At 69.5% G+C, this 444-nt stretch carries 1 protein-coding gene; it reads left to right on the top strand.

What is annotated here, in order from left to right; translation table 11 throughout:
* On the top strand, positions 1–444 hold a 444-nt coding region (locus AB4039_RS42480), incomplete at both ends, for an acyltransferase domain-containing protein (RefSeq protein WP_442273341.1).

The raw sequence follows: 444 nt of genomic DNA, 5'->3' as shown, positions 1-444 counted from the left end.
CGCGTTCGTCGCGGAGGCGGTGGGGGAGGGGATCCGGGCCCGTCAGGTGCCGGTCGATTACGCCTCCCATTCGGCGCACGTGGAGCGGATCGAGGCCGAGCTGCTGGATGTTCTCGGGCCGGTCGTGCCGCGCAAGGCGGAGATCCCGTTCTACTCGACCGTGACAGGCGGCCTCCTCGGGGAGACCGTGCTCGATGCCGGGTACTGGTACCGCAACCTGCGCCAGCCCGTCCGCTTCGAGGACACCGTGCGCAAGCTGATCGCCAAGGGATTCGGGACGTTCGTCGAGTCCAGTGCGCACCCCGTCCTCACCATGGGGATCCAGGAGACGGCGGAGGYGGTCGGTGCCGAGGTGGTCACCACCGGCTCGCTCCGCCGTGACGAAGGCGGCCTGCAACGCTTCCTGACCTCCGTCGCCGAGCTCTTCGTGCGCGGCACCGACAT

This window comes from Streptomyces sp. M-16 (assembly GCF_052114405.1).
Classification (GTDB): domain Bacteria; phylum Actinomycetota; class Actinomycetes; order Streptomycetales; family Streptomycetaceae; genus Streptomyces.
The sequence above is the reverse complement of the archived record's forward strand: the minus strand, read 5'-3'. Positions and strand labels throughout refer to the sequence as shown.